Annotated in this window: 22 protein-coding genes; 17 read left to right on the top strand and 5 right to left on the bottom strand. The window is 73.2% G+C overall.

The window, feature by feature from the left end:
- Positions 1 to 19: 19 nt before the first annotated feature.
- The 9 genes from hrcA (at position 20) to ACZ8ZB_RS11355 (ending at position 10,772) form a co-directional block, all read left to right on the top strand.
- Positions 20 to 1,036 (top strand): heat-inducible transcriptional repressor HrcA, encoded by a 1,017-nt coding sequence (gene hrcA, locus ACZ8ZB_RS11395; protein ID WP_470737600.1) that lies wholly within the window; start codon positions 20 to 22, stop codon positions 1,034 to 1,036.
- Positions 1,036 to 2,172 carry a molecular chaperone DnaJ gene (dnaJ, locus tag ACZ8ZB_RS11390; protein ID WP_470737599.1) on the top strand — a complete coding sequence of 379 codons (1,137 nt, stop codon included), beginning with the start codon at positions 1,036 to 1,038 and terminating at the stop codon, positions 2,170 to 2,172. The genes hrcA and dnaJ overlap by 1 nt, the downstream gene beginning before the upstream one ends.
- Positions 2,173 to 2,506: 334 nt before the next feature.
- Entirely contained in the window at positions 2,507 to 3,580 is a 1,074-nt protein-coding gene (locus tag ACZ8ZB_RS11385) for a nitronate monooxygenase (protein WP_470737598.1), read from the top strand.
- Positions 3,577 to 4,317 carry a 16S rRNA (uracil(1498)-N(3))-methyltransferase gene (locus ACZ8ZB_RS11380; RefSeq protein WP_470737597.1) on the top strand — a complete coding sequence of 247 codons (741 nt, stop codon included), beginning with the start codon at positions 3,577 to 3,579 and terminating at the stop codon, positions 4,315 to 4,317. The genes ACZ8ZB_RS11385 and ACZ8ZB_RS11380 overlap by 4 nt, the downstream gene beginning before the upstream one ends.
- 188 nt (positions 4,318 to 4,505) lie before the next feature.
- The gene (locus ACZ8ZB_RS11375) at positions 4,506 to 5,048 is read left to right on the top strand and encodes a hypothetical protein (protein ID WP_470737596.1); all 543 of its coding nucleotides are present in this window, start codon (positions 4,506 to 4,508) and stop codon (positions 5,046 to 5,048) included.
- Positions 5,049 to 5,094: 46 nt separating this feature from the next.
- The gene (locus ACZ8ZB_RS11370; RefSeq protein ID WP_470737595.1) at positions 5,095 to 8,301 is read left to right on the top strand and encodes a S41 family peptidase; all 3,207 of its coding nucleotides are present in this window, start codon (positions 5,095 to 5,097) and stop codon (positions 8,299 to 8,301) included.
- Positions 8,302 to 8,460: 159 nt separating this feature from the next.
- A complete protein-coding gene (locus ACZ8ZB_RS11365) occupies positions 8,461 to 8,814 on the top strand; it encodes an HIT domain-containing protein (protein WP_470737594.1) in 354 nt (117 codons plus the stop codon).
- A 6-nt stretch (positions 8,815 to 8,820) separates the two neighbouring features.
- Positions 8,821 to 9,726, top strand: coding sequence for a ribonuclease Z (locus ACZ8ZB_RS11360; protein ID WP_470737593.1), 906 nt, complete (start codon positions 8,821 to 8,823; stop codon positions 9,724 to 9,726).
- Between the two features lie 20 nt (positions 9,727 to 9,746).
- Positions 9,747 to 10,772 (top strand): adenosine deaminase, encoded by a 1,026-nt coding sequence (locus tag ACZ8ZB_RS11355; RefSeq protein WP_470737592.1) that lies wholly within the window; start codon positions 9,747 to 9,749, stop codon positions 10,770 to 10,772.
- 167 nt (positions 10,773 to 10,939) lie between these two features.
- On the opposite strand, the gene ACZ8ZB_RS11350 is transcribed toward ACZ8ZB_RS11355, so the two are convergent.
- Positions 10,940 to 12,268 carry an MFS transporter gene (locus ACZ8ZB_RS11350; RefSeq protein WP_470737591.1) on the bottom strand — a complete coding sequence of 443 codons (1,329 nt, stop codon included), beginning with the start codon at positions 12,266 to 12,268 and terminating at the stop codon, positions 10,940 to 10,942.
- Between the two features lie 186 nt (positions 12,269 to 12,454).
- Positions 12,455 to 13,237 (bottom strand): IclR family transcriptional regulator, encoded by a 783-nt coding sequence (locus ACZ8ZB_RS11345; RefSeq protein WP_470737590.1) that lies wholly within the window; start codon positions 13,235 to 13,237, stop codon positions 12,455 to 12,457.
- A gap of 172 nt (positions 13,238 to 13,409) precedes the next feature.
- Between ACZ8ZB_RS11345 and ACZ8ZB_RS11340 the strand changes: the two genes are divergently transcribed.
- The 8 genes from ACZ8ZB_RS11340 to era all read left to right on the top strand — a co-directional run bounded on the left by ACZ8ZB_RS11340 (position 13,410) and on the right by era (position 20,912).
- The gene (locus ACZ8ZB_RS11340) at positions 13,410 to 14,768 is read left to right on the top strand and encodes a glucarate dehydratase family protein (RefSeq protein ID WP_470737589.1); all 1,359 of its coding nucleotides are present in this window, start codon (positions 13,410 to 13,412) and stop codon (positions 14,766 to 14,768) included.
- 93 nt (positions 14,769 to 14,861) lie between these two features.
- Positions 14,862 to 15,986: a carbohydrate kinase family protein gene (locus tag ACZ8ZB_RS11335; RefSeq protein ID WP_470737588.1), complete on the top strand. Its 1,125-nt coding sequence runs from the start codon at positions 14,862 to 14,864 to the stop codon at positions 15,984 to 15,986.
- Between the two features lie 144 nt (positions 15,987 to 16,130).
- Positions 16,131 to 17,201, top strand: a complete 1,071-nt coding sequence (locus tag ACZ8ZB_RS11330; protein WP_470737587.1) for a PhoH family protein — start codon at positions 16,131 to 16,133, stop codon at positions 17,199 to 17,201.
- 12 nt (positions 17,202 to 17,213) lie between these two features.
- On the top strand, positions 17,214 to 17,711 hold the full coding sequence (gene ybeY, locus ACZ8ZB_RS11325; RefSeq protein WP_470737586.1) for an rRNA maturation RNase YbeY: 498 nt from the start codon (positions 17,214 to 17,216) through the stop codon (positions 17,709 to 17,711).
- Positions 17,708 to 19,018 carry a hemolysin family protein gene (locus ACZ8ZB_RS11320; RefSeq protein WP_470737585.1) on the top strand — a complete coding sequence of 437 codons (1,311 nt, stop codon included), beginning with the start codon at positions 17,708 to 17,710 and terminating at the stop codon, positions 19,016 to 19,018. The genes ybeY and ACZ8ZB_RS11320 overlap by 4 nt, the downstream gene beginning before the upstream one ends.
- Entirely contained in the window at positions 19,015 to 19,374 is a 360-nt protein-coding gene (locus tag ACZ8ZB_RS11315; protein WP_470737584.1) for an MmcQ/YjbR family DNA-binding protein, read from the top strand. The genes ACZ8ZB_RS11320 and ACZ8ZB_RS11315 overlap by 4 nt, the downstream gene beginning before the upstream one ends.
- A gap of 31 nt (positions 19,375 to 19,405) precedes the next feature.
- Positions 19,406 to 19,759, top strand: a complete 354-nt coding sequence (locus ACZ8ZB_RS11310; RefSeq protein WP_470737583.1) for a cytidine deaminase — start codon at positions 19,406 to 19,408, stop codon at positions 19,757 to 19,759.
- Between the two features lie 199 nt (positions 19,760 to 19,958).
- Positions 19,959 to 20,912: a GTPase Era gene (gene era / locus ACZ8ZB_RS11305; protein ID WP_470737582.1), complete on the top strand. Its 954-nt coding sequence runs from the start codon at positions 19,959 to 19,961 to the stop codon at positions 20,910 to 20,912.
- 162 nt (positions 20,913 to 21,074) lie between these two features.
- Here the strand turns inward: era and ACZ8ZB_RS11300 are convergent, their stop codons facing one another.
- The 3 genes from ACZ8ZB_RS11300 to ACZ8ZB_RS11290 are packed head-to-tail and all read right to left on the bottom strand — an operon-like array spanning position 21,075 to position 23,805.
- Positions 21,075 to 22,388 carry a GH1 family beta-glucosidase gene (locus tag ACZ8ZB_RS11300; protein WP_470737581.1) on the bottom strand — a complete coding sequence of 438 codons (1,314 nt, stop codon included), beginning with the start codon at positions 22,386 to 22,388 and terminating at the stop codon, positions 21,075 to 21,077.
- A 58-nt stretch (positions 22,389 to 22,446) separates the two neighbouring features.
- The gene (locus ACZ8ZB_RS11295) at positions 22,447 to 22,713 is read right to left on the bottom strand and encodes a protealysin inhibitor emfourin (protein ID WP_351997547.1); all 267 of its coding nucleotides are present in this window, start codon (positions 22,711 to 22,713) and stop codon (positions 22,447 to 22,449) included.
- A gap of 21 nt (positions 22,714 to 22,734) precedes the next feature.
- Positions 22,735 to 23,805, bottom strand: coding sequence for a M4 family metallopeptidase (locus ACZ8ZB_RS11290; RefSeq protein ID WP_470737580.1), 1,071 nt, complete (start codon positions 23,803 to 23,805; stop codon positions 22,735 to 22,737).
- Positions 23,806 to 23,809: the final 4 nt, after the last annotated feature.

Below are 23,809 nucleotides of genomic sequence, written 5' to 3'. Positions count from 1 at the left end.
GCTTCTGGAGGTGTGCGCGATGCTCAGTGAACGCAGGCTCCAGGTGCTGCGCGCCATCGTTCAGGACTACGTGGGCACCGAGGAGCCCGTCGGCTCCAAGGCGCTCACCGAGCGGCACAACCTCGGCGTCTCCCCGGCCACCGTGCGCAACGACATGGCGGCCCTGGAGGACGAGGGCTTCATCGCCCAGCCGCACACCAGCGCCGGGCGCATCCCCACCGACAAGGGCTACCGCCTGTTCGTCGACAAGCTCGCCGGCGTCAAGCCCATGAGCCCGCCCGAGCGGCGGGCCATCCAGAACTTCCTCGACGGCGCCGTCGACCTCGACGACGTGGTGGCCAGGACCGTGCGGCTGCTCGCGCAGCTGACCCGGCAGGTCGCCGTCGTGCAGTACCCGTCGCTGACCCGCTCCACCGTGCGGCACGTGGAACTGCTGGCCCTCGCCCCCGCGCGGCTGATGCTGGTGCTGATCACGGACACCGGCCGGGTGGAGCAGCGCGTGGTCGACTGCCCGGCGCCGTTCGGCGAGTCCTCCCTGGCGGACCTGCGGGCCCGCCTGAACAGCCGGGTCACGGGCCGTCGGTTCACCGATGTGCCCAGCCTGGTGGAGGACCTCCCCGAGGCGTTCGAGGCGGAGGACCGCGGTACGGTCTCGACGGTGCTCTCCACTCTCCTGGAGACGCTCGTCGAGGAGAACGAGGAGCGGCTGATGATCGGCGGCACCGCCAATCTCACCCGCTTCGGACATGACTTCCCCCTCACGATCCGGCCTGTCCTGGAGGCGCTCGAGGAGCAGGTCGTGCTCCTCAAGTTGCTTGGTGAGGCGGGGGATTCGGGCATGACCGTGCGCATCGGGCACGAGAACGCCTACGAGGGACTCAACTCCACGTCCGTCGTGTCGGTGGGCTACGGTTCGGGCGGCGAGGCGGTTGCCAAGCTCGGCGTGGTCGGACCGACCCGCATGGACTATCCGGGAACGATGGGAGCGGTACGCGCAGTGGCACGGTACGTCGGACAGATCCTGGCGGAGTCGTAGTGGCCACGGACTACTACGCCGTACTCGGCGTGCGCCGCGACGCGTCGCAGGAGGAGATCAAGAAGGCCTTCCGGCGGCTCGCCCGCGAGCTGCACCCGGACGTCAATCCTGATCCGAAGACGCAGGAGCGGTTCAAGGAGATCAACGCCGCCTACGAGGTGCTGTCGGACCCGCAGAAGAAGCAGGTCTACGACCTCGGCGGCGACCCCCTCTCGCAGGCCGGCGGCGGTGGCGCGGGCGGCTTCGGGGCGGGTGGCTTCGGCAACTTCTCCGACATCATGGACGCGTTCTTCGGCACGGCGTCGCAGCGCGGGCCGCGCTCGCGCACCCGCCGGGGCCAGGACGCGATGATCCGCATCGACGTCGAGCTCGACGAGGCCGCGTTCGGCACGACCAAGGACATCCAGGTCGACACGGCCGTCGTCTGCACGACGTGCAGCGGCGAGGGCGCCGCTCCGGGCACCACCGCGCAGACCTGTGACATGTGCCGGGGCCGAGGTGAGGTCTCGCAGGTCACGCGGTCCTTCCTGGGCCAGGTCATGACCTCCCGCCCCTGCCCGCAGTGCCAGGGCTTCGGCACCGTCGTCCCCACCCCGTGCCCGGAGTGCGCGGGCGACGGCCGGATCCGTTCCCGGCGCACCCTCACGGTCAAGATCCCGGCCGGTGTCGACAACGGCACCCGGATCCAGCTGGCCGGCGAGGGCGAGGTCGGGCCCGGCGGCGGCCCCGCCGGTGACCTGTACGTGGAGATCCACGAGCTCCCGCACACGCAGTTCCAGCGGCGCGGCGACGACCTGCACTGCACGGTCACCCTCCCGATGACGGCGGCGGCCCTCGGCACCAAGGTGCCGCTGGAGACGCTGGACGGCATGGAGGAGGTCGACATCCGGCCCGGTACCCAGTCCGGCCAGTCGATCCCGCTGCACGGCCGGGGCGTCACGCACCTGCGCGGCGGCGGCCGGGGCGACCTCGTCGTCCACGTCGAGGTCCAGACCCCGACCAAGCTCGACCCCGAACAGGAACGCCTCCTCCGGGAGCTGGCCAAGCTGCGGGGCGAGGAACGGCCCACGGGACAGTTCCAGCCCGGTCAGCAGGGGTTGTTCTCGCGGTTGAAGGACGCGTTCAACGGGCGTTGACCGGTCGGCGCCGGGCGGTTGGTGTGCTGCCGGGGGTCCGGGGGTGGTCCCCCGGGCGGGCACGGTCAGCCCGGTCAGCAGGGGTTGTTCTCGCGGTTGAAGGACGCGTTCAACGGGCGTTGACCGGTCGGTGCCGGGCGGTTGGTGTGCTGCCGGGGGTCCGGGGGTGGTCCCCCGGGCGGGCACGGTCAGCCCGGCCGGCAGGGGTTGTTCTCGCGGTTGAAGGACGCGTTCGACGGGCGTTGACCGGTCGGCGCCGCCCTGTCGAAAAGCGGCTTATGCCAAGAGGAAGGGTGGATTCGGAGTTGGTCGGAGGACGTGACAACATGCCGTCATGCCCTCCGTGCTGACCGATATCTGCCCGCACCCGATCGTGCAGGCGCCGATGGCGGGCGGTGTCGCCGTGCCGCAGCTCGCCGCCGCAGTGTCCGAGGCGGGCGGACTCGGTTTCCTGGCCGCCGGGTACAAGACCGCGGACGGGATGTACCAGGAGATCAAGCAGGTGCGGGGGCTGACCTCCCGCCCCTTCGGCGTCAACCTCTTCCTGCCGCAGCCGGAGACGGCCGACCCCGCCGCCGTCGACGTCTACGCCCACCAACTGGCCGGTGAGGCCTCCTGGTACGAGACCGCGCTCGGCGACCCCGACAGCGGCCGCGACGACGGCTACGACGCCAAACTCGCCGTGCTGCTGGACAACCCGGTGCCGGTGGTGTCGTTCCACTTCGGCGTGCCGGCCCGCGAGGTCCTGGAGTCGCTGCGCCGCGCCGGCACGTTCACGCTGGTCACCGCCACGACCGCGGAGGAGGCCCGGGCCGTGGAGCGGGCCGGCGCGGACGCGGTGATCGCGCAGGGCGTGGAGGCCGGCGGCCACCAGGGCGCCCACCGCGACGACCCGGAGGCGGACGGCTCGGGCGTCGGACTGCTCTCCCTCGTCGCCCAGGTCCGGGAGTCGGTCGGCATCCCGGTGGTCGCCGCCGGCGGCATCATGCGCGGCGGCCAGATCGCCGCCGTCCTCGCGGCCGGCGCCGCCGCGGCCCAGCTCGGCACGGCCTTCGTCGCCGCCCACGAGTCCGGCGCGCACGCCCTGCACAAACAGGCCCTCACCGACCCCCTGTACGTCCGCACCGAGCTGACCCGCGCCTTCTCGGGCCGGCCGGCCCGCGCCCTGGTCAACCGCTTCCTGCGCGAGCACGGCCCGTACGCGCCCGCCGCCTACCCGGACGTCCACCACCTCACCGCGCCCCTGCGCAAGGCCGCCGCCAGGGCCGGCGACGCGCAGGGCCTGGCGCTGTGGGCGGGCCAGGGCCACCGGATGGCCCGCGAGCTGCCCGCCGGGCAGCTGGTGGAGGTGCTGGCCGCCGAACTGGCCGCCGCCCGGACGGCGCTGTCGACGGGAGGCGCCCGATGACCGCGCCGGTGTTCGTCGTCGACCACCTCGACACGGGCGGCGGGGGCCGTTACGTGCTCGACGGTCCCGAGGGGCGGCACGCCGTCTCCGTGAAGCGGCTGCGGGCGGGTGAGGACGTCGTCCTCACCGACGGCGCGGGCCGCTGGGCGGACTGCGTGGTGCTCGGCACCGAGGGCAAGGACCGCCTGATCGTCCGCATGGACGCGGTGGCCGAGGAGCCCCCGGAGGAACCCCGGCTCACCGTCGTCCAGGCCCTGCCCAAGGGCGACCGGGGCGAGGTGGCCGTGGAGACGATGACCGAGGTCGGCGTCGACACGGTCGTGCCGTGGGCGGCGGCGCGCTGCATCACCCAGTGGAAGGGCGAGCGGGGGGCGAAGTCCCTCGCCAAGTGGCGGGCGACGGCCCGGGAGGCCGGCAAGCAGTCGCGCCGGGTGCGCTTCCCGCGGGTCGCGGACGCGGCGACGAGCAGGCAGGTTGCGTCACTTCTCGCCGAAGCGGAGTTCGCCGCCGTGCTCCACGAGAGCGGCACGGAACCCCTGGCGAGTGCCGAACTCCCCGCCTCCGGTGACATCGTGCTGGTCGTCGGGCCCGAAGGCGGTGTCGCTCCGGAGGAGTTGGCGCTCTTCGAGGAGGCCGGTGCGCGGGCCTACCGGCTGGGGCGCAGTGTGCTGCGTACCTCCACCGCCGGTACGGCCGCGGCGGCGCTGCTGCTCGGACGCACGGGGCGTTGGTCCTGACCTGAGGGTTTTCGCCCCGCCGCCCTCGCCCTTCCCGTCCCAGGGGCGCTGACCCCGGAGCCTGTTCCTCGAACGCCGGGGGTGCTGAATCGGCCCGTCCGGGGGGCGCGCAGCCCTCGGGGGCGGGAAGGAGCAAGTGGCCGTATGCGCCCTACCGCCCCGCCTGTGACGGTGGCAGTCTGCCGTGCATGGGGGCGTTGAACAGGATTCCGCGCGCGTTGCGCGCAGGGCGGCGGCAGGCGCTCGCCGTCGGCTTCGCCGTGGCCGCCGTCGCCGGGGCCACCGCCTGCGAGGGCGGCGGACTCAGCTCCGCGGCCGTCGCGTTCACGACCGACGAGGCCGTCACCGAGGAGCTCAACCGGCAGAAGGCCGACGTGCGCTGGCTCAGCTGCACCGGGTCCTTCGGGGACGAGGGGGACCGGGGCGAGGAGAGCCGCAGCGCCGTCGCCTCCGTCGACTGCCAGGGCGAGACCCGGGACGGCAAGGAGATCACCGTCACCGGGGAGATCACCCACGCCGTCAACGGCGCCTGCGTGCGCGGGAACATCACCGCGAAGGTCGGCGGGAAGCAGGTGCTCCGGGTCGACGGCCTGGGCGACTGCGACTCCACCAGCCCGCCGCGCGTGGGCGAACCCACGCGACGGGGCCCGGATTCCACCGTCACCGTGACCGTCACGACGACCGTGTGGTGCGAGCAGTACCCGTCGTGTCGTCCCGTGGAGGGCAAGTGACCGCAACCCCTGTCCGGGACCGCCCGTGCCTGCGTAGGGTGATCGGGTGACACAGCCCGCATCGGTCGCATCCGCCGCTTACCTCCGGTTCCCGCATCCGCACGGCGAGCTGGTCGCCTTCACCGCCGAGGACGACGTGTGGCTCGCCCCGTCCGACGGCGGCCGGGCCTGGCGGGTCAGTGCCGACAACGTGCCCGTGACCCGGCCCCGCATCTCGCCCGACGGCGCCACCGTCGCCTGGACCTCCACCCGCGACGGCGCCCCCGAGGTGCACGTCGCGCCCGTCGACGGCGGCCCCGCCAGACGCCTCACCCACTGGGGCAGCACCACCACCCGGACACGGGGCTGGACGGCGGACGGACGGGTCCTGGTCACCAGCTCCCAGGGCCAGGCCAGTTTCCGCCGCACCTGGGCCCGCGCCGTCCCCCTGGACGGCGGCCCCGCCGCCACCCTGCCGTACGGCCCCGTCGGCGACGTCGCCCAGGGGCCGCACACCGTGCTGCTGTCCGCGCCGATGAGCCGTGAGGCCGCCTGGTGGAAGCGGTACCGGGGCGGTACGGCGGGCAGGCTGTGGATCGACCGCGAGGGCGACGGCGAGTTCGTCCGGCTGCACGAGGACCTCGACGGGAACATCGAGGATCCCCTGTGGGTGGGGGAGAGGATTGCGTTCCTCTCCGACCACGAGGGCACCGGAGCCCTGTACTCCTCCCTCGCCGACGGCTCCGACCTGCGCCGGCACACCCCGCTCGAAGGCTTCTACGCCCGGCACGCCGCCACGGACGGCAGCCGGGTCGTCTACTCCAGCGCCGGTGAACTGTGGCTGCTGGACGACCTCGACGGGGACGGGCCGCGCCGGCTCGACGTCCGGCTCGGCGGGCAGCGCGTCGACCTCCAGCCGTTCCCGGTGAACGCCGCCCGCTGGTTCGGCTCCGCCTCCCCCGACCACACCGCCCGCGGCAGCGCCGTCTGCGTGCGCGGCGCCGTCCACTGGGTCACCCACCGGGCCGGCCCCGCCCGCGCGCTCGCCGCGACCCCGGGCGTACGGGCCCGGCGGCCCCGCGCCTTCCGCGTGGACGGCGAGGAGTGGGTGGTGTGGGTGACCGACGCCGAGGGCGACGACGCCCTGGAGTTCGCCCCCGCCACCGGGCTCGCCCCGGGCGCCACCCCGCGCCGGATCGCCGCCGGGCGGCTGGGCCGCGTCGTGGAACTCGCCATGGCCCCCGACGGCAGCCGCGCCGCGGTCGCCTCCCACGACGGCCGGGTCCTGCTCGTCGAGCGGGAGACCGGCGAGGTCCGCGAGGTCGACCGCAGCGAGGACGGCGACGTCTCCGGGCTGGCCTTCTCGCCCGACTCCTCCTGGCTCGCCTGGTCCCACCCCGGCCCGCGCCCGCTCAGCCAGCTCAAGCTCGCCCACACCACCGACCTGTCGGTCACCGAGGCGACCCCGCTGCGGTTCCAGGACTACGCGCCCGCCTTCACCCTCGACGGCAAGCACCTCGCGTTCCTGTCGACCCGCTCCTTCGACCCGGTCTACGACGAGCACGTCTTCGACCTGGCCTTCGTCGAGGGCGTACGCCCGTACCTGATCACCCTCGCGGCGACCACCCCGTCGCCGTTCGGCCCGCAGCGGCACGGCCGGCCCTTCGAGACACCGGACCGGGACGAGACCCCCGACAGCGAGGGCACCCCCACCACCCGCATCGACCTCGACGGCCTCGCCGACCGCATCGTGCCGTTCCCGGTGGAGGCCGCCCGCTACACCAACCTGCGCGCCGCCAAGGACGGCGTGCTGTGGCTGCGGCACCCGGTGCGGGGCGTGCTCGGCGCGTCCAGGGCCACCCCGGACGACCCCGGCCCCAAGACCGACCTGGAGCGCTACGACCTCGACCGGCAGCGCGTCGAGCACCTGGCCGTGGACGCCGACCACTTCGAGGTCAGCGGCGACGGCAAGCGGGTGCTGCTGTGGACCGACGGACGGCTGAAGGTCGTGCCCAGCGACCGGCGCGCCTCCGGCGACGACGACAGCGACACCAACATCACCGTCGACCTGGGCCGGGTCCGGCAGTTCGTCGACCCGGCCGCCGAGTGGCGGCAGATGTTCGACGAGAACGGCCGCATCATGCGGGACAACTTCTGGCGTCCCGACATGAGCGGCGTGGACTGGGACGGGGTCCTGGACCGGTACCGGCCCGTGCTCGACCGGCTCGCCACCCACGACGACCTGGTGGACCTGCTGTGGGAGGTGCACGGCGAGCTCGGCACCTCGCACGCCTACGTCATCCCGCGCGGCGGCTACGGCGACGGTGCGCGGCAGGGGCTGCTCGGCGCGGACGTCTCCCGCCACGAGGACGGCAGTTGGCGGGTCGACCGCATCCTGCCCGCGGAGACGTCCGACCCGGACGCCCGCTCGCCGCTCGCCGCGCCGGGGGTCGCCGTCCGGCCCGGTGACGCGATCGTCGCCGTCGCCGGGCAGCCGGTCGACCCGGTGACCGGGCCCGCGCCGCTGCTGGTGGGGACGGCGGGGAAGCCGGTGGAGCTGACGGTGTCCCCGGCGGGGGGCGGTGAGCCGCGGCACGCGGTGGTGGTGCCGCTCGCCGACGAGGAGCCGCTGCGGTACCACGCGTGGGTCGCGGACCGGCGGGCGTACGTGCTGGAGAGGTCCGGCGGACGGCTGGGGTACGTCCACGTTCCCGACATGCAGGCGCCCGGATGGGCGCAGATCCATCGCGACCTGCGGGTGGAGGTGCTGCGGGAGGGGCTGGTCGTGGACGTGCGGGAGAACCGGGGCGGGCACACCTCGCAGCTCGTGGTGGAGAAGCTGGCCCGGCGGATCGTGGGGTGGGACCTGCCCCGGGGGATGCGGGCGGAGAGCTATCCGCGGGACGCGCCCCGGGGGCCCGTCGTCGCCGTCGCCAACGAGTTCTCCGGGTCCGACGGGGACATCGTGAACGCGGCGATCCGGACGCTGGGGATCGGGCCGGTGGTCGGCACCCGGACGTGGGGAGGCGTGATCGGGATCGACAGCCGGTACCGCCTGGTCGACGGGACGCTGGTGACCCAGCCCAAGTACGCGTTCTGGCTCGAGGGGTACGGGTGGGACGTGGAGAACCACGGGGTCGACCCCGACGTGGAGGTCGTGCAGCGGCCGCAGGATCACGCGGCGGGGCGGGACGTGCAGCTGGACGCGGCGGTGCGGCTGGCGCTGGAGGCGCTCGAGTCGACGCCGGCGAAGGTGCCGCCGGCGTTGTCCTGAGCGGAGGTGTCACGCGGTCCGGCGCTCGCGGCGCGCCCTCGCGCCCGCCCTCCCCGCTCCCGGCTTCGCCCGGGCGGGAGGGGGTCCCCGTCGCCCCCGCGGCACCACTGCCCGCGGGTACGATGATCCGTACGTGATCGGCCGGCTCGAGGAGGGTTCATGGCTGGGGAGCCTCAGGACGACTGTCTGTTCTGCAAGATCGTCGACGGGAGCGTCCCGGCGACGATCGTGCGGCAGACCGAGACCACCATCGCGTTCCGTGACATAAACCCCCAGGCGCCCACCCATGTGCTGGTGATCCCGAAGGCGCACCACCGGGACGCCGCCGCCCTCGCCGCCGCCGCGCCCGGGATCGCCGCCGACGTGCTGCGGGAGACGCAGGCCGTCGCCGACGAGGAAAAGCTGGAGAGCTACCGGATCGTCTTCAACACCGGCAGCGGCGCCGGCCAGACCGTCTGGCACGCGCACGCCCACGTCCTGGGCGGCCGCGGTCTCCAGTGGCCCCCCGGATAGGCAGCCTTGTCCGTACGCGAACTGGTGGTCCTCGGCACCGCCAGCCAGGTCCCCACCCGGCACCGCAACCACAACGGCTACCTGCTGCGCTGGGACGGCGAGGGCATCCTGTTCGACCCCGGCGAGGGCACCCAACGCCAGATGCTGCGCGCCGGGGTGGCCGCCCACGACCTGAACCGGATCTGCGTCACCCACTTCCACGGCGACCACTCCCTCGGTCTCGCCGGGGTGATCCAGCGCGTCAACCTCGACAAGGTGCCGCACGAGATCACCGCCCACTACCCGCGTTCCGGGCAGCGCTTCTTCGACCGCCTGCGCTACGCCACCGCCTACCGTGAGACCGTCGCCCTCACCGAGGCCCCGGCCGACACGGACGGCCCCCTCGCCCGTACCCCCGGCTACACGCTGGAGGCGCGGAAGCTGTCCCATCCCGTCGAGGCGTACGGCTACCGGCTGGTCGAACCCGACGGCCGGCGCATGCTGCCCGACCGGCTGGCCGCGCACGGCATCGAGGGCCCGGACGTCGGCCGCATCCAGCGCGAGGGCACGCTCGGCGGGGTGTCGCTGGAGGAGGTCAGCGAGGTGCGGCGCGGGCAGCGGTTCGCGTTCGTCATGGACACCCGGCTGTGCGACGGGGTGTACGCGCTCGCCGAGGGCTGCGACATGCTGGTCATCGAGTCCACGTTCCTCGACGAGGACGAGGAGCTCGCCGTCGACTTCGGCCATCTGACCGCCGGGCAGGCGGCCCGGGTGGCGCGCGAGGCGGGCGTACGCCACCTCGTCCTCACCCACTTCAGCCAGCGCTACACCGATCCGGAGGAGTTCGAGCGGCAGGCGCGGGCGGCCGGGTACAAGGGCGAGCTGACCGTGGCGCGTGATCTGCAACGGGTAGCGCTTCCGAAGCGTCGGTGAAACGGCCGTACGATGGCCTGATGCCCGTACCAAAAGCCGAACTGCACCTTCATATCGAAGGCACCCTGGAGCCCGAGCTGGCCTTCGCCCTCGCCGAGCGCAACGGGGTCGAGCTGCCCTACGCCGACACCGACGCGCTCCGTGAGGCGTACCGCTTCGAGGACCTGCAGTCCTTCCTGGACCTGTACTACGAGCTCATGGCCGTGCTGCGCACCGAGCGGGACTTCGAGGACCTGGCCGACGCCTACCTCGCCCGCGCCGCCGCGCAGGGCGTGCGGCACGCGGAGATCTTCTTCGATCCACAGGCGCACATGGCGCGCGGCGTCGGCATGGGCACCGTCGTCGAGGGGCTGTGGCGGGCGCTGAGCCGATGGGCCCCCCGCTCGAGCGAAGCCGGGAGTGGGGGAGAGGAGAGGCACGGTGTCTCCACCCGGCTGATCCTGTGCTTCCTGCGGGACGAGTCCGCCGAGTCGGCCCTGGCCACCCTGGACGCCGCGAAGCCCTATCTGGACCGGATCACCGGCGTCGGGCTCGACTCGGCGGAGGTCGGGCACCCGCCGGCGAAGTTCCGCGAGGTGTACGAGGCCGCCGCCGCGCTGGGGCTGCGGCGAGTGGCGCACGCCGGCGAGGAGGGGCCGCCGGAGTACGTCACCGAGGCGCTGGACGTCCTCGGCGTGGAACGGGTCGACCACGGGCTGCGCTGCGTGGAGGATCCGGCGCTGGTGGAGCGGCTGGTGCGGGAACGCGTGCCGCTGACGCTGTGCCCGCTGTCCAACGTGCGGCTGCGGACGGTCGACACCCTCGCCGACCATCCGCTGCCGGCGATGCTCGACGCGGGGCTGATGTGCACGGTCAACTCCGACGACCCGGCGTACTTCGGCGGTTACGCCGGGGACAACTTCGACGCGGTGAGGGGGACGCTGGGCCTCGGCCCGGAGCGTCTGCGCGAGCTGGCGCGGAACTCCTTCCTCGCCTCGTTCCTGGACGACGACGAGGCGCTGCGGGCGCGGTACCTCGCCGAGGTGGAGGCGTACGACTTCGGCTGACCGGTGCGGGCGACGCCGCCGGGGTCCGGCCGGGCGGGGCGGGTCCGGCTCGCCGGCGCTCGCCGGGCGCCGGCGCGCCCGCCCTCCCCGCTCCCGGCTCCGCTCGAGCGGGGGACCCCCGTCGCCCCTGCGGCACGACTGCCCGCGGGAGCGGGGGCCGGGGCGGCTCAGTGGGCGCCCGGCGCCCGGGTCGCCGCCGCCGTGTCGTAGGCGCGCCGGGCCGGGGCGGGGGTGCCGTCGAGGGAGATCTCGACCACCGGCTGTTCCGGGGCGCCGACCTCGGGGACCGGGCCCGTCGGGGTGCCCGTGGCCGCGGCGAGCACGGCCGCCGGGTGGCCGCCGCGGCGGCGGACCGCGCCCGGCAGCAGCGGGCGTCCGCCGGTGTGCAGGGCGACCGCGGTCATCGGCAGCGCGACCAGCAGCAGACCGGTGCCGAGGACCGCGCCCATCACCGGGAACCCGGCCTGCGCGGACAGCACGCTGCCGGTCAGCGGTCCCGCGGCGGTCCCCAGGGACGACGCCGAGCCGACCAGCACGGCCCAGCGCCCCCGCGGGTCCAGCGAGGCCGCCAGTCCGATCAGGTAGGACAGGACGACCGGGTAGATCGTGTTCCAGGCGATCTCACCGGCGGCGAAGCTGCCGAGCCCGGTCGCGGAGGCGCTGAGCGCGATGCAGCCGGCGATGAGGACCGTGCCGCCGCCGATGGGCAGCGCCCGCCCCAGCCGCGACCCCAGCGCGCCCGCGCCCAGGACACCCAGCAGTCCGGCGCCCAGCGCCACCGCGAAGACGACGCCCACGGTCGGCTCGGACAGGTGCGCCTGGCTGACCCCGATGCGTCCGCTCACGCCCCACAGCGCGTTCTGGGCGAGCGACCACAGCAGCATCGTGCCGGCGAGGACCGCGCCCGAACGCCGGTGCGGCAGACGGGCGGTGTCCTCCGGCCCGGTGCGGCGCGGACCGGGCGTGCCGGCCGGCAGCCGGGAGGTCAGCGGCCACACGGCCAGCGCGGTGAGGGCGATGGCGGCCAGGGTGAGCCCGTGCCCCGGCAGGTGCGGCACCGTCAGGTACACCACCCCGGCGAGCGCGGACACGCTGAGCAGTCCGAGGGCGGACGCCCGGTGCGGGTCCTGTTGCGCGGCGATCCGGGTGGCGGCGACCGTCGTGGCCGTACCCGAGCCGAACCCGCCGATCACCGCGCCGGCGACGACGGCCGGTACGGCGGTGGTGAGGGCGGCCCCGCCGTAGCCGACGGCGGCCAGCAGCAGGCCCAGCCGGGCCAGGGGCCGCGCCCCGACCCGCTCCACGCGCGACGCCAGCAGGAACCCGGCGGTCGCGGAACTCAGCAGCAGCGCGCTGCCGACGGCCCCCGCCTGGGTGGCGGAGAGCCCGAGGCCGCGTTCCAGCCGGCCGACGGTGGTCGGCAGCAGGTACGGGGCGAGGTACCCGGCCGTGAAAAGGGCGACGAGGGGCCAGGGGGCGGTGCGAGGGGCGAACACGGGCGTTCCCGGGGCGTGCGGAAGGGACGGTGCGAAGACCGTGGGGAAGGGAGGGGCGACGACCGTCGACGGACAGGAGCGCGCGGCCAATTTGTATCAAGCGGGGGCAGGGCGGCGGGAGCGCGCAAGGAGTGATCTGGGTCACACTCGCGTTTGAGGTTCCGGAAGGGTGGGCACAAGCGTCCGCTAACGCCAGTGAACAGCCCCGCCACCTGCGGGAATCGCCGTCTCCGCCTTGGTCCGGATCTCCCGCATCACGGCGACGATCCGCTCCTCCCGCTCGGGTGTCAGCCGGGCCGCCGGCACCGAGCAGCTGATGGCGTCCTGTGCGGGGGAGGCGTACCGCAGGGCGAACCCGAAGCCGACGATCCCGGGCACGCCCTCCTCGCGGTCCACGGAGTAGCCGCGCTCCCGCACCCCGGCCAGATCGGCGGCCAGCGACTCCCGCGAGGTGTGCGTGTTCGGCGTGGCCGCCTCGTACGGCCCCTCGGGCAGCTCCTCGTCCGGCCGCTCCGCCAGCAGCGCCTTGCCGAGCGCGCCCATGTGCGCCGGCAGCCGCCGCCCCACCCTGCTGATCGTCCTCAGGTACTCGTGCGACTCGCGGGTCGCCAGGTACGCCACGTCACGGCCGTCCAGCCGCCCCAGGTGGATCGTCTCGCCCAGCGCGTCGGACGCCTCGTCCAGGTACGGGCGCACGGCCCGCACGCGCGGGTCCGAGTCGAGGTAGCCGGTGCCGGTGAGCAGGGCGCGGATGCCGATGCCGTACAGCGAGCCGGTGACGTCGGTGCGGACCCAGCCGCGCGCGATCAGGGTCTGCAGCAGCGCGTACATCGAGCTGCGCGGCACCCTCAGCGCGTCCGCCAGCTCCTGGAGGCGCGCCGGGCGGTCGCCGCGCGCGGCGAGCAGTTCCAGTACCTCCAGCGTGCGCGCGGCGGACTTCACCTCGCGCACGCCCCCTGTCTCCGGCATGCGCCGATCGTAGTCCCGCGGAAGGAGGCCCGGCCGGACCGTTGACGGCTCCCGTTCGCCTCCTTAGCCTTCATCTTCATACGTGGATGACGTCTACATCGGGAGACGACGAAGGGTGAGTCCCGATGCAAACCCCGCCCGCCGCCGGACCCGACCCCGTAGGAGCCGACCTGTGACCACGCCGACCTCCCGCGATCTGACCGTCACCGAGGTCCGGCTGACGCCGGTCCTCGTCGCCGACCCGCCCCTGCTCAACACCCAGGGCGTCCACCAGCCGTACACCCCCCGCCTGATCGTCGAGGTGGTCACCGCCGGCGGCGCCACCGGCCTCGGCGAGACCTACGGCGACACCAAGTACCTGGACCTGGCGCGGCCCCTCGCGGACCGGCTCGTCGGCCGCCGGGCCGACGACCTGAACCGGCTGTTCGCCGAGGCCGACGAGGTGGCCGTCGACGCCTCCCAGGTCTCCGGCAAGGTCGACGTCGGCGGACTGCGCGGCGTGCAGACCGCCGACAAGCTGCGCCTGTCCGTGCTCTCCGCCTTCGAGGTGGCCTGCCTCGACGCCCTCGGCAGGAGCCTCGGCCTGCCCGTGCACGCGCTGCTCGGCGGCAAGGTGCGCGACGCCGTCGAGTACAGCGCGTACCTCTTCTACAAGTGGGCGGACCACCCCGAGGGCGTCACCGCCGAGAAGGACGACTGGGGCGCCGCCCTCGACCCGGCCGGCGTCGTCGCACAGGCCCGCAGGTTCACGGAGCGGTACGGGTTCACCTCCTTCAAGCTCAAGGGCGGCGTCTTCCCGCCCGACGAGGAGATCGCGGCGGTACGCGCCCTCGCCGCCGCGTTCCCCGGACACCCCCTGCGGCTCGACCCCAACGGCGCCTGGTCCGTGGAGACCTCGCTGGAAGTGGCCCGGGAACTCGGGGACGTCCTCGAGTACCTGGAGGACCCCGCCCTCGGCATCCCCGCCATGGCCGAGGTCGCCGCCCGTATGAAGGGGGCGGCGCGGAGCGCCTCGGACAAGGGCGGCGGCGGGCGACGGGCGGGCGTGCCGCTGGCCACCAACATGTGCGTGACGACGTTCGCCGAGATCAAGGAGGCCTTCACCCGGAACGCCGTCCAGGTCGTCCTCTCCGACCACCACTACTGGGGCGGACTGCGCAACACCCAGCGGCTCGCCGCGGTCTGCCGAGCCTTCGGCGTCGACGTCTCCATGCACTCCAACACCCACCTGGGCATCAGCCTCGCCGCGATGACCCACGTGGCGGCCACCGTGCCCCATCTGCACCACGCCTGCGACTCCCACTACCCGTGGCAGTCGGAGGACGTCCTCACCGAACGCCTCGCCTTCGAGAACGGCGCCGTGCGGGTCTCCGACGCACCCGGCCTCGGCGTCGAACTCGACCGCGACCGGCTGGCGGCCCTCCACCGGAGGTGGCTCGACGACGACGGCGCCCTGCGGGACCGCGACGACGCGGCCGCCATGCGGGCCGTCGACCCGGACTGGACCGCACCGGCGATGCCGCGCTGGTGACCCCCCCGGGGGGGGCGACACGGACGGACGGCGGTCGCGTCGTCGGCGGGGTGGTGCACACTGGCTGAAACCGCACCACGTCAGGGAGCCACCGTGAAGGCGTCCACCGGGAAGGCACGCATCGAGGGACCGCACCGCTCGCCCCGGGCCGATCCCCTCGCCGCCCTGCGCACACCGGACGACCCGCCCTGGGACGTCTACCTCACCGGCACGGTCTTCCTCGACATCGTCTTCACCGGACTCGACTCCGCCCCGGTGCGCGGGACCGAGTCCTGGGCACGCGGGATGGGGTCGAGCCCCGGCGGCGTCGCCAACATGGCCACCGCCCTGGCCCGCCTCGGCCTGCGCACCTCCCTCGCGGCGGCCTTCGGGGACGACCACTACGGCGAGTACTGCTGGGACGCGCTGGAGCAGGGCGAGGGCATCGACCTCTCCCCGTCGCGCACCGTGCCCGGCTGGCACTCGCCGGTCACGGTCTCCATGGCCTACGACGGCGAGCGCACGATGGTCTCCCACGGTCACGAACCGCCCCCCGAGGAACCGGCCCCCGACTGCCCGCCCCGCGCGCGGGCCGCCGTCGCCTCCCTCACGCCCGGTCGCGGCGCGCCCTGGATCGCGCAGGCCGCGCGCAAGGGCGCCCGCGTCTTCGGCGACGTCGGCTGGGACGACACCGGGGCGTGGGACCTGGCCGCGCTGCCCGACCTGCGGCACTGCGAGGCGTTCCTGCCGAACGCGGAGGAGGCCATGCGGTACACCCGCACCGACTGCCCCCGCGCGGCGGCGCACGCCCTCACCGAACACGTGCCCGTCGCCGTGGTCACCCTCGGGGCGGAGGGCGCGTACGCGGTGGACCGGCGCACGGGGGAGACCGCCTCGGTGCCGGCGATCGACGTCGAGGCGCTCGATCCGACCGGGGCGGGGGACGTGTTCGTCGCCGGGTTCGTCACGGGGACGCTGGCGGGATGGCCGCTGGCCGACCGGCTCGCCTTCGCGGGGCTCACGGCGGCGCTGTCCGTCCAGGAGTTCGGCGGGTCGCTGTCGGCGCCGGGGTGGACGGAGATCGGGGCGTGGTGGCGGAAGGTGCGGTCGGTCGAGGGGCAGGACCCCTCGGCGCTGCGACGGTACGAGTTCCTGGCGGGGCTGGTCCCCGGGGAAGTGGCACGGCCGTGGCCGCTGCGGCGGGCGGTGCCGACGATCGGCTTCCGCCGGTCCGCCTGACACGAGGGCTCCGCCCCCGCCCCGGCGCGGTCCGTTAAAAGCCCTACGGGCTTGTCACTCCTCCGTCGTACCCTGGGAATCGCGAGGCCGCCCTCCGGTGCGCGGCCGTGACGAGGAGGATCCGCAGGCCTTCAGAGCCGGCCCATGACTCAGACACCCACAGCTCACACCCCCGCGCAGGGGCAGGCGAGAGTGCAGTTCACCGTCCCCGCCCAGCACCCCATGGTGACCGTGCTGGGTTCCGGTGACTCCCTCCTGCGCGTGATCGAGAAGGCCTTCCCGGGGGCCGACATCCACGTCCGGGGCAATGAGATCAGCGCGGTCGGCGACACGGACGAGGTCGCCCTCATTTCGCGCGTGTTCGACGAGATGATGCTGGTGCTCCGCACCGGGCAGCCGATGACGGAGGACGCAGTGGAACGCTCGATCGCCATGCTCAAGGCGAGCGAAAGCGGGGAGAGCGACGGCCAGGAGACCCCGGCCCAGGTGCTCACGCAGAACATCCTGTCCTCGCGCGGCCGCACGATCCGCCCCAAGACGCTCAACCAGAAGCGCTACGTGGACGCGATCGACAAGCACACCATCGTCTTCGGCATCGGCCCGGCGGGCACCGGCAAGACGTACCTGGCCATGGCCAAGGCGGTGCAGGCCCTGCAGTCCAAGCAGGTCAACCGCATCATCCTGACCCGCCCCGCGGTCGAGGCCGGAGAGCGGCTCGGATTCCTCCCGGGCACGCTCTACGAGAAGATCGACCCGTATCTGCGCCCCCTCTACGACGCGCTGCACGACATGCTCGACCCCGACTCGATCCCCCGGCTGATGGCGGCGGGGACCATCGAGGTCGCGCCGCTGGCGTACATGCGCGGTCGTACGCTCAACGACGCCTTCATCATTCTCGACGAGGCCCAGAACACCAGCCCCGAGCAGATGAAGATGTTCCTCACCCGTCTCGGCTTCGACTCGAAGATAGTGATCACGGGTGACGTCACGCAGGTCGACCTGCCCGACGGCACCAAGTCCGGACTGCGGCAGGTGCAGGACATCCTGGAAGGCCTGGACGACGTCCACTTCTCCCGGCTGTCGTCCCACGACGTCGTCCGGCACAAGCTGGTGGGCCGTATCGTCGACGCGTACGAGCAGTACGACAGCCAGCACGGCACCCAGAACGGCACCCACAAGGGCGGCCGGGGCAAGTCCGGGCACAAGGGGAAGTAGACCGAGCACCAGATGTCGATCGACGTCAACAACGAGTCCGGAACCGAGGTCGACGAGCAGGCGATCCTCGACATCGCCCGCTACGCGCTCGCGCGGATGCGCATCCACCCGCTCTCCGAACTCTCGGTGATCGTCGTGGACGCCGAAGCCATGGAGCAGCTGCACATCCAGTGGATGGACCTGCCCGGGCCGACGGACGTCATGTCGTTCCCGATGGACGAGCTGCGGCCCCCGTCCAAGGACGACGACGAGCCCCCGCAGGGACTGCTCGGCGACATCGTGCTCTGCCCCGAGGTCGCCGCCAAGCAGGGCGAGGAAGCGCCGACGCGGCACACCATGGACGAGGAGCTCCAGCTGCTCACCGTCCACGGTGTGCTGCACCTGCTGGGCTACGACCACGAGGAACCGGACGAGAAGGCCGAGATGTTCGGCCTGCAGGCCGCCATCGTGGACGGCTGGCGCGCGGAGAAGGGCCTCACCGGCCCCTCCCCGGCCCCGACCGTCTCATGAGTCCGACCCTCGTGCTCGGCGCGATCGCCCTGGTCGTCGTCGCCTGGCTGGCCGCCTGCGCGGAGGCCGGCATAGCGCGCGTCTCCAGCTTCCGCGCCGAGGAGGCCGTGCGCTCCGGCCGCCGGGGCAGCGCCAGGCTCGCGCAGATCGCCGGCGATCCCACCCGCTACCTCAACGTGGCGCTGCTGGTGCGCGTCGCCTGCGAGATGGCCGCCGCCTCCCTGATCACCTACGGCTGTCTGCGCGAGTTCGACGAGACGGCCGAGTCGCTGCTGATCGCCATCGCGATCATGGTCCTGGTGTCGTACGTCGCCGTCGGGGTCTCCCCGCGCACCATCGGCCGCCAGCACCCGCTGAACACCGCCACGGCCGCCGCGTACGTCCTGGTGCCGCTCGCACGGGTCATGGGACCGGTCCCGTCGCTCCTCATCCTCATCGGCAACGCGCTCACCCCCGGCAAGGGCTTCCGGCGCGGACCCTTCGCCTCCGAGGCGGAGCTGCGCGCGATGGTCGACCTCGCGGAGAAGGAGTCGCTGATCGAGGACGAGGAGCGCCGCATGCTGCACTCGGTCTTCGAGCTCGGCGACACCCTCGTGCGCGAGGTCATGGTGCCGCGCACCGACCTGGTGGTGATCGAGCGGTACAAGACCATCCGCCAGGCCCTCACCCTCGCCCTGCGCTCCGGGTTCTCCCGCATTCCGGTGACCGGCGAGAGCGAGGACGACATCGTCGGGATCGTCTACCTCAAGGACCTGGCCCGCAAGACGCACATCAGCCGGGACGCCGAGAGCGAACTGGTGGCCACGGCGATGCGCCCGGCGTTCTTCGTGCCGGACACCAAGAACGCGGGCGACCTGCTGCGCGAGATGCAGAAGCAGCGCAACCACGTCGCCGTCGCCGTCGACGAGTACGGCGGCACCGCGGGCATCGTCACCATCGAGGACATCCTCGAGGAGATCGTCGGCGAGATCACCGACGAGTACGACCGCGAACTGCCGCCGGTGGAGGAGCTGGGCGAGGACCGCTACCGGGTCACCGCCCGCCTCGACATCGGCGACCTGGGCGAGCTGTACGGCCTGGAGGAGTTCGACGACGAGGACGTGGAGACCGTCGGCGGGCTGCTCGCCAAGCACCTCGGCCGGGTGCCGATCGCGGGCGCCTCGTCCGTGGTCGCGCTCCCCGACGCCCGCGAGCTGCGGCTCACGGCCGAGGCGGCGGCCGGACGCCGGAACAAGATCGTGACGGTGCTGGTGGAGCCGGCGGCCCCGGCCGGCCCGCCCGCCGACGAGGAGGAGAAGCCGGAGTGACCCCGCAGGAGCTGCGCGCCCTGTGCCTGTCCTTCAACGCGGCGGTGGAGGAGTTCCCCTTCAACCCGGAGACCTCGGTCTTCAAGGTCCGGGGCAAGCTCTTCGCCCTGACGGACCTGGACGCGCGGCCCCTCAAGGTCAACCTCAAGTGCGACCCGGAGGAGGCGGTCCGGCTCCGCGCCGAACACCCGGACCTGATCGCCCCCGGCTGGCACATGAACAAGCGCCACTGGAACACGGTGACGGCGGACGGCGCCCTCCCGGACCACTTGGTCCGGGAGCTGGTGGAGGACTCGTACGACCTGGTCGTGGCCGGTCTGCCGCGAGCGGACCGCCTCCGCCTCGACCGCCCCTGAGACCGGGGGAACGGCCCCTTATGCTCGGATCATGACCGACACCACCGCCCTCGACCCCGAGGACCGCAAGATCGTCACCCTGGCCCGCTCCGTCCGGGCCCGCAACGGTGTGTCCGAGGGGGCCGCCGTACGCGACGAGACCGGGCGGACGTACGCCGCCGGGACCGTGGCCCTGGACTCCCTGAAGCTCAGCGCCCTGCAGACGGCGGTGGCGATGGCCGTGGCGTCCGGCGCGACGTCGCTGGAGGCGGCGGCCGTGGTGACCGAGGCGGAGTCGGCCTCGGCGTCGGACCTCGCGGCGGTACGGGACCTCGGCGGGGCCGGAACCCCGGTGCTGGTGGCCGCCGCGGACGGGACGCTGCGGCAGACGCTCGCGGCGGGCTGACCCACTAGCGTGGACCGGAACACGGTCAAGGCCTTGGGCTGAGGCCGGCACGACGACGCTCCCACCGGGTCCCGGCCGCCCCGTCACGGGGCGGCCGGGACCCGGTGGCACGCGACGGCGTCCGGCCCGGGCGCGCACCGTGCGGGCCCGGGGCCACCGCTGGTGCGACGGGGGTCGCGAATCAGGGAGAATGAGCGTCATGAGTGTTCGTACCCAGTCATCCGAACAGCCGGCCGACGTCGTCCACCGGGCCGGCTTCGCCTGCTTCGTGGGCCGTCCCAACGCGGGCAAGTCCACCCTCACGAACGCTCTGGTCGGGCAGAAGGTGGCGATCACCTCGAACCGGCCGCAGACCACCCGGCACACCGTGCGCGGGATCGTGCACCGCGAGGACGCGCAGCTGATCCTCGTGGACACCCCCGGACTGCACAAGCCGCGCACCCTGCTCGGCGAGCGGCTGAACGACGTGGTCCGCACCACCTGGGCCGAGGTCGACGCGATCGGCTTCTGCATCCCCGCCGACCAGAAGATCGGCCCCGGCGACCGCTTCATCGCCAAGGAACTGGCCGGGATCAAGAAGACCCCGAAGATCGCGATCGTCACCAAGACCGACCTGGTGGACGGCAAGGCGCTGGCCGAGCAGCTGATCGCCGTCGACCAGCTCGGCCGGGAGCTGGGCATCACCTGGGCCGAGATCATCCCGGTCTCGGCGACCGCGAACAAGCAGGTCGACCTGTTGGCCGACCTGCTGATCCCGCTGATGCCGGAGGGACCCGCCCTCTACCCCGAGGGCGACCTCACCGACGAACCCGAGCAGGTCATGGTCGCGGAACTGATCCGCGAGGCCGCCCTGGAGGGCGTCCGCGACGAGCTCCCGCACTCCATCGCCGTGGTCGTCGAGGAGATGCTCCCGCGCGAGGACCGTCCCGCCGACAAGCCCCTCCTCGACATCCACGCCAACCTCTTCATCGAGCGCCCCAGCCAGAAGGGCATCGTCATCGGTCCCAAGGGCAAGCGCCTGAAGGACGTCGGCATCAAGTCCCGCAAGCAGATCGAGGCGCTGCTCGGCACACCCGTGTTCCTGGACCTGCATGTGAAGGTCGCCAAGGACTGGCAGCGGGATCCGAAGCAGTTGCGGCGCCTGGGCTTCTGACGGGGGCGGGCACCGGCGTCAGGTCCCGTGAGCGGATCGAGGCGCCGTTCGGAACGCCCGCCGCGCGGCGGCAGCCGCATGTCGGTGCGGTCTGGACCTGCATGTGAAGGTCGCCAAGGACTGGCAGCGGGATCCGAAGCAGTTGCGGCGCCTGGGCTTCTGTCACGAGGAGTGCTGCTCGCGCAGCAGCTCCCTGAACCAGCCGTACGACGCCTTCGGGGTCCGTTCCAGCGTCTCGAAGTCGACGTGGACCAGCCCGAAGCGGCGGGCGTAGCCCTCCGCCCACTCGAAGTTGTCCATCAGCGACCACACGAAGTAGCCGCGCACGTCCACGCCCGCCTCCACCGCCCGGTGCAGCGCGCGGACGTGGCCGTCGAGGTAGGCGATGCGGTCCCGGTCGTCCAGCCCTTCGTACGCGCAGCCGTTCTCGGTGACGACCACCGGCGGGAGGCGGTCGCCGTACCGGGCGCGGAAGGCGGTGAGGACCTCCGTCAGGGCCTCCGGGACCACCGGCCAGCCGAAGTCCGTCACCGGACGGCCCTCGATCTCCCGCACCGAGAAGGGGAGGTCGGCCGGCATCCGGACACCGCCGAAGTCGATCTCCGTGCCCTGCGGCGCGCCCACGCTCGTCGGCGCGTAGTAGTTGATCCCGTACCAGTCCAGCGGCTCCGCGATGACCTTCAGGTCCGCCTCGACGTCGCCCGGCATCAGCTCGCCGATGCCGTCCGGGTAGCGGCCGAGCAGCAGCGGGTCGGCGAACATCCCGTTCAGCAGGGCGTCGTGGAAGCCGGCCGCCGCCACGTCCGCCTCGTCCTCGGAGGCCGGCCAGGTGGGCGCGTGCGAGTTCGCGATGCCGATGTCGTCCGCCCCCGCCGCCCGCAGCGCCCGCAGCGCGAGCCCGTGCGCGAGCAGTTGGTGATGGGCCACCGGGAGCGCGTCGAACAACAGCTTCAGGCCGGGAGCGTGCACGCCCAGCGCGTGCCCCAGCAGGGTGTGCTCGGCGGGCTCGTTGAGGGTGATCCACTTCGTCACCCGGTCGCCGAGCCGCCCGGCGACCTCCGACACGTACTCCGCGAACCGCTGCGCCGTGTCCCGCTCCAGCCAGTCGAGATCCGCCGGCAGGTCCCAGTGGAACAGCGTCGGCACCGGTCGTACGCCCGCCGCGCACAGCTCGTCGACCAGCCGGTCGTAGAAGTCCAGTCCGCCCCGCGACCGCACCCTCGGCCAGGAGACCGAGAAGCGGTACGCGTCCACGCCCAGGCCGGCCAGCAGCGCCACGTCCTCGCGGTGGCGGTGGACGTGGTCGCAGGCCACCGCCGCCGTCGAGCCGTCCCGCACCCGCCCCGGTTCGTCCGTGAACACGTCCCACACGGACGGCTCGCGCGCGTCCGCCGCCCCCTCGATCTGGTGCGCCGAGGTCGACACGCCCCACAGGAAACCGGCCGGGAAACGGGGGATCGGGTTCGTCGTCGCCATGGCCCGGATCATCCGCACCGCCTGCGGGCGAAGTCAACGCCCTTGCGGGGCAAGCCGGTTACGCACCCTCCTTCAACACCCTCCTGATCAGCTCCCGCTGTTCCTCCGTCAGCCGGGGGTCTGCGCAGTACACCGACCTGCCGTCCACCGTGATCCGGTAGCCGAAGCCGTCCGGCACCCCGGCCGGCGGTGTGCCCCGGCCGGCGGCCAGCACCCGCTCGGCCAGGGCGTGCCACTCGTGGGCGTCGGCACGGCCCGAGGTGTCCACCTCGGCCTGCCGCTCGATTCCCGCGAACCCGCCCGTGCGCCGCACCTGAATACGCATGGGTCCCTGTCTAGTACGGAACTACGGAGTCCGCACTCCCACCCGCTCCCAGGCCTTCGACACCGCCCGCAGCTCCTCGCCCTCCCCGTACCGGGCGCGCGCCGCCTTCACCGTCAGCGTCGCGAAGTCCCTGAACCGCGCGTCCTGCTCCAGCTCCCCGCCGGTCAGCACGTCGTACCAGACCTGCCCCGCCCGCTCCCAGGCGTGCCCGCCGAGGGCGGTGGCCGCGAGGTAGAAGGCGTGGTTCGGGATGCCCGAGTTGATGTGCACGCCGCCGTTGTCGCGGCCGGTATGGACGTAGTCGTCCATCGTCGCGGGCTGCGGGTCCTTGCCGAGGACGTCGTCGTCGTACGCCGTGCCCGGCTCCTTCATGGAGCGCAGCGCCTTGCCCGTGACGCGCGGGGCGAGCAGCCCGGCCCCGATCAGCCAGTCGGCCTCCTCGGCGGTCTGGCCGAGCGTGTACTGCTTGATGAGCGCGCCGAAGACGTCCGACACCGACTCGTTGAGCGCGCCGGACTGGCCGAAGTAGTCCAGGTTCGCGGTGTACTGCGTGACGCCGTGGGCGAGTTCGTGGCCGATGACGTCGATGGGGATGGTGAAGTCGAGGAAGATCTCCCCGTCCCCGTCGCCGAAGACCATCTGCTCGCCGTTCCAGAAGGCGTTGTTGTAGTCCTCGTCGTAGTGCACGGTCGCGTCCATCGGCAGCCCGTGGCCGTCGATCGAGTCGCGGGAGTACGCCTTCAGGAACAGCTCGAACGTGGCGCCGAGACCGGCGTAGGCGCGGTTGACGGTGGCGTCCTGGCCGGGCGCGTCGCCCTCGCCGCGCACCTTCGTCCCCGGCAGGTCGGTGCGGTGCCGGGCGTCGTACACGGTGCGCCGCGGCTTGCCGGGCTCGGCCTCGGCGGGCGTGGCGACGGCCGGCGCGCCGACGACCGTGGTCAGGCGGCGCTGGGTGCGCTCGTAGGCGTCGCGCCGGAGGGTCCGGCGGGCGGGGCCGTGGAGCACGGGGTCCTCGGCCTGCGCGAGCCGGTCGAGGACGTGCGGCGGGACGATGGTGCAGAAGACGGGCTCGAAGCCCCCGTTCTCGGTCATGTCC

It is taken from the genome of Streptomyces sp. 12E (assembly GCF_055633275.1).
The sequence above is the reverse complement of the archived record's forward strand: the minus strand, read 5'-3'. Positions and strand labels throughout refer to the sequence as shown.